Raw genomic sequence first — 5,249 nt, forward strand, 5'->3', positions numbered from 1 at the left:
CGTGGCCGGGCACATGCGGGAACGAGATCTCATCGTGACCCGCCCAGCCGTGCCAGTCGCTGCGACACATACCAGTGGCAACGACACGGACCACGACGCCGCCGGCTGGAGCCGAGGGCCGCGGCACCTCCCGGACTTCAGGTCGAGAGCCAGCGGCGGCGACCACAAGTGCGCGCATCGCCACATCGTCCCAGACAGGGTGCCGGTGTTCGGCGCCGTGGTGTCTGATGTCGCACGGTTCGACGGGAGGCCTGAGCTGACCCACCACGATTGCCGGTACCTCCCGAGCAGTGCTTGCGCGCAGATCGATACTGGCGACCGCGCCCGCAGTGCGCAGCTAGGCGGCGACCCGCGCCATTCCGCCGCGATCGACTCGGCCATGGGGCCGACGTGGCGTGACCTGGGCTGCGGGCTTCGAAGCCCCGATCACTCGGTCACCGCTGACTCGCGGCAGGGACGATGCCGGCGTCCCTCGTCAGGGGTAGCGTTTGAGGCGCACCGCTTGCCTGACGCTGGGGAGGTTGATGGTGATGGCGAACCCACGGGCGACTCCCGACGAGGTCCAGATCAGCACGAGCCCCCGGGAGCCGGTGACCGACCCGACTCTGGGGATCGAGGTGCCCCGTGGGGCGGCTGCCAAGACCAAGCACCGTCTCGTCACCGTCGGGGATTCCCTGACACAGGGGTTCATGAGCGCAGCGGTGCATCGCACGGACTTGTCGTGGCCCGCAATCACGGCCTACGAGCTGGGGCTGAGTGCGGAGCAGTTCGCTTTCCCGACGTACGAGTGGCCGACGGGGCCAGGCGGGTTGCCTCTGGACCTGGAGCGGCTGGCGAGATCGTTCGAGAAGCGGTTCGGTGCACATCTGGACTTCTGGGAGATCGTGACGGCGGGCCTGTGGCTGCAGTCCTACATGGACCGGGTCGAGGACTACTGGGAGCGCGGCGAGGGTTCGCGGACTCCGCCCCCCGGGGCCCCGTTCCACAACATGGCGGTCCACGGGTGGGACCTTCTCGACCCCCTGCTCCTCACCTCGACCGTGGTGGCTTCCCGGCTCGCTCATCCGACCAAGGACGATCCGCTCTCCCAGCTGGTGGAGCGACACCAGGACCGAGCAGCCTGGCCGGTCCTTCAGCGGGCCCGGGAGGGCACCCGCGGGCGAACCGTTCTGGACGCTGTGGCCGACATGAGTAACCCCACTCAGGGGGTGGAAACGCTGGTGGTCGTCCTGGGCTCCAACAACGCACTCGGCTCGGTCGTCACACTGGAGCCTGCGTGGACACCCGAAGGCTACGCCGACCTCCCGGCCGACCAGCGTCTGGCTGCTCGCGTCGGCTGCAACCTGTGGCGTCCCAGTGCGTTCGCTGCTGACTGGTCCCTGCTCGCGGCGAAGCTTCGCGAGATCGCCGCCCAGCACGTCATCATCGCGACGGTCCCGTCGGTCACCATCGCCCCGATCGCCCGCGGCACCTTCAAGAAGGTCCGGCCCCAGTCCCGGTACTTCCCGTACTACACCAGGCCATGGATCACCGACGAGGACTTCGACACCAGACGCGATCCGTACATCACTGAGGACGAGGCGCGGGCGATCGACTCCGCCATCGACTCCTACAACGAGACGATCATCAACTCCGTGGCCGCCGCCCGCAGCGACGGCCTTGACTGGTACGTGTTCGACATGGGGTCGATCCTCGATCGGCTAGCGACCCGTCGCTATGTCGACAGTCCATGGGCCAGGCCGACCTGGTGGACCCCCTACGAGCTGCCACGCGCGCTGGCTGCACTGGACCCGGTACCGAACACACGCTTCTTCCGCTCGGGGCCAGATGGGCGTAGCGACGGCGGCCTGTTCTCCCTCGACGGCGTGCATCCGACGACCAGCGCCTACGGCATCCTCGCCCAGGAGGTCATCAAGGTGATGGAGTTGGCCGGCGTCGAGTTCTTCGACCGCCACGGGCTGCCTCGCACCGGCCCGGTGCTCGTCGACTTCGAACGACTGCTCCGCGCCGACACCCTCATCAGCGACCCGCCGGCCGCGGTCAGCAACAGCCTCAGCCTGCTCGGCTGGCTCGACGACAGGCTCGACCTAGTCAACAAGTTCTTACCCTTCGTCCACTCGCCCCTGTGACTTGTCACCTAACCGTGCGCCCCTCGTCGGCCAGCCCGCGCAGCAGGTTGCGGATCCACCGGATGCCGTCAGGATCCAAGCCGTTGACCGGCTCGTCGAGGATCAGCGTCTTCGGGTCGTCGAGCGGGGCGTCGGCGATGCCGAGCCGCTGACCCATGCCGAGCGAGAAGTTGCCGACTCGTTGCGACGCGACGTCGTGCAGGCCCACCAGCTCGATGACATCCTCCACGGGCCGTCGACCGGGGCCGGTCGTGGCGGCCATCGATCGCAGATGGTTGCGGGCGGACCGGCCGGTGTGGACAGCACGCGCCTCCAGCAGGGCATCCACCTCCCTGAGCGGCTGGCGATGCTCCGCGTACGGCCTACCGTTGACCGTCACCGATCCCGCCGTAGGTGCGTCGAGCCCAAGGATCAGTCCGCATCGTGGTGGACTTGCCAGCCCCGTTGGGTCCGAGGAAGCCAGTAACGACACCCGGCCGCACCGTGAAGCTCAGGTCGTCGACGGCCACCTTCTCGCCGTACGACTTGGTCAGCTGCCGGGGCTCGATCACGAAACATCACGAGCGTCATTACCCCAGCCTGTCGCGTCCTACCTGAACATGACCTGACTGCTTGTGCATGCGGTAACAAAACCGGTGACGTCAGGTCGCGGCCCTCACCCCGGACGGGTGACGACGTCGAAGGTGTTGGAGGGGCATCGTCGATGACCGGCCGTTGTCGCGGGTGCCAGCCCGCGCTAGAGGAGGATTCGGCATGGCGAGTGAACGGAGACACGGAGGATCGGACCGCAGCGCGGTCGAGCAGCATGGCTTCCCGACAGAGCGCATCTAGAGCGCCGCCCGATGCCGGCACCTGACATCAACGCCGGGTCCTCGTCCGGGGCCTTGCCACCGGCGATGGATCCGGCCGCAGTCATTCGGTCGCGGGCCTACCTCTCAGCGCTGGTCCTCGCCACCTTGCTCGGCGTGCCGATCTCGGCGATCGCCTACGGGTTCCTCGCGCTGGTCTCGAAGATCCAGCAGTACCTTTTCGCGGATCTGCCCAAGGACGTCTTCGACGGTGGCGCTCCGGCTTGGTGGCCGGTGCCGTTCCTGGTGTTGTGCGGTCTGCTGACAGGGCTGAGCATCCGCCACCTGCCGGGCAACGGTGGCCACTCACCCGCTTTCGGATTCGCGGCTGGCGGCGGGCCGCCCATCGACCGCGAGCTGCCGGGCATCGTTCTTGCCTCGTTCACCACGCTGGCGCTGGGCGCTGTGCTCGGCCCCGAGGCCCCACTGATCGCCGTCGGGGGTGGCCTCGCGGCGCTGGTCGTCCACCAGCTCAAGACTGACGCACCCCCGATGGCCGTGACGATCATGGCATCGGCCGGCAGCTTCGCCGCGATCAGCACGCTTCTGGGCTCACCCCTGCTCGGCGCGTTCCTGATCATGGAGGCCGCCGGGATCGCCGGCACGACTTTGATCCTGGTCGCCCTCCCTGGCCTGCTCGCGGCCGGTGTAGGGACGCTCGTGTTCGTCGGGCTCGACAGCTGGACCGGTCTCGGAGACTTCTCCTTGGCCCTCACCTCGCTACCCCCCGAGGTGACCCCCACGCCCGCGACGCTGGCCTGGGCCCTTCCCCTCGGCGCTGCGTCCGCCTGCCTCGGCTGGGTGATCCGCTGGTCCGGCCTGTCGCTGCGCCCCGTCGTGCACCGGAGCCGGGTGCTGGTGACATCGCTCCTGGGCCTGGGCATCGGCCTGACCGCGATGGTCTACCAGCTGCTGTCGAACCACAGCTTCAAGCAGGTCCTCTTCTCCGGCCAGAGCGACCTGCCCGACGTGGTCGCCCACGCAACCGACTACTCGGTCGGCGCCCTCCTCCTGCTCGCGGGATGCAAGACGCTGGTCTACGGCCTGTCCCTGAGCGCGTTCCGCGGTGGCCCGGTGTTCCCCGCGATATTTATCGGCGCAGTGCTCGGCATCGCGGCGTCCGGCCTGCCCGGGATGGCAATGACACCAGCGATCGGGATCGGGATCGGAGCCATGTGCACGGCGATGCTGCGCCTGCCCCTGACCTCGACCCTGCTCGCAACCCTGCTCCTCGGAGCCAACGGGCTCTCGACCACACCCGAGATAGTCATCGCGGTCGCGGTGGCCTACGTGGTGAGCATGCTGCTCCCGGTTCCGGGCCCGGGCCGTTCAGAAGCCGCGCCGGCACCACCCTCCGAGACCGACGTCCAGCCTTCACGTGGCACAGGCTCCGTACCGGACCGCGGCAGTCCGAACCTCGACCCTTCGCGTCCTATCTGATGTTGATCAAGCCGGCGATCAGCAGGAAGCCGCCCACCAAGAACCCCGTCAGTGCGCCCATCGTCGGCCCGGCCGAAACTGCCGAGTCCCGCAGCGCAGCCAGCCAGGTGTCGGCGTCAGCGGGATTGCGGGCGTAGTAGAGGAACATCAGTCCGACGGTCGCCGTCGACGCCACGGTGAACAACCCGAAGGCGAGGAGGACGAGTAGTCCGGTGGTGTGGCTGTGCACCACGACCAGAGCCGCAGCGGTGGTGATCGCCCAGGGTTGCTTGAGGACGCCGACCACCGCGGCGCCGGGGGGAGTCAGTCCCTGCATTCGCTCGAGGAGCCGCTCCCCTCCCCAGCTCGACTCCGCGGCTGAGTGGGGCGCGATCCCCCTGCGTCGCCACAACCGAAAACTGAGCACCAGCAGGACGGCGCCCAGCATGATCTCCAGGACCGCGACCGACGTGCGCCCGCTCTGCGTCTCGCTCGCGCCGGAGGCCGCCAGCGCGTAGGTCCCGGTGAACATGAGCGTGAGTGAGAGCCCCCACCCGATGAGGAACGCGGCGGCATTCACCCGAGCCCTGGCCGTTCCCAAAACCAGCACGAACACCACGATCGTGGCGGGCGACAGGCTCGCCATCAGACCGAGGAAGACGATCGGGAGGATCAGGCCCACCGCATCCTCCCTGCTCTTTCGGCGCCGTCCGAATCATCGTGCCGCCCCGTGCGCACAACCGCCTCACCCTGCAGCATGACGGGCGACGGGCGACGGGCCACGGGCCACGGGCGACGGGGGCGACGGGCGACGGGCGACGGGCGACGGGCGACGGGCGACGGGCCACGGGCC

The 5,249-nt window shown here is 68.6% G+C and carries 4 protein-coding genes and 1 pseudogene; 2 read left to right on the forward strand and 3 right to left on the reverse strand.

The genetic code is table 11. The annotated features are described in order from the left end of the window. Positions 1 to 178: alcohol dehydrogenase catalytic domain-containing protein (locus JWQ91_RS12995; protein ID WP_297784780.1), on the reverse strand; the 178-nt coding region annotated here is incomplete at its 3' end. A 736-nt stretch (positions 179 to 914) separates the two neighbouring features. Here JWQ91_RS12995 and JWQ91_RS13000 point away from each other — a divergent pair. Then, positions 915 to 2,129, forward strand: a complete 1,215-nt coding sequence (locus JWQ91_RS13000; RefSeq protein ID WP_297784771.1) for a hypothetical protein — start codon at positions 915 to 917, stop codon at positions 2,127 to 2,129. On the opposite strand, the pseudogene JWQ91_RS13005 reads toward JWQ91_RS13000, so the two are convergent. Next, positions 2,126 to 2,680, reverse strand: a pseudogene (locus JWQ91_RS13005) (ATP-binding cassette domain-containing protein); the annotation flags it as partial. The gene JWQ91_RS13000 and the pseudogene JWQ91_RS13005 sit on opposite strands and share 4 nt — an antisense overlap. Positions 2,681 to 3,025: 345 nt before the next feature. Between JWQ91_RS13005 and JWQ91_RS13010 the strand changes: the two are divergent. Then, on the forward strand, positions 3,026 to 4,417 hold the full coding sequence (locus JWQ91_RS13010) for a chloride channel protein (protein ID WP_297784774.1): 1,392 nt from the start codon (positions 3,026 to 3,028) through the stop codon (positions 4,415 to 4,417). Here the strand turns inward: JWQ91_RS13010 and JWQ91_RS13015 are convergent. Beyond that, on the reverse strand, positions 4,410 to 5,078 hold the full coding sequence (locus JWQ91_RS13015; RefSeq protein WP_297784777.1) for a GAP family protein: 669 nt from the start codon (positions 5,076 to 5,078) through the stop codon (positions 4,410 to 4,412). The genes JWQ91_RS13010 and JWQ91_RS13015 overlap by 8 nt on opposite strands. Positions 5,079 to 5,249: the final 171 nt, after the last annotated feature.

Origin of the sequence: Aeromicrobium sp., from assembly GCF_025965075.1 — a bacterium.
Lineage (GTDB): Bacteria > Actinomycetota > Actinomycetes > Propionibacteriales > Nocardioidaceae > Aeromicrobium.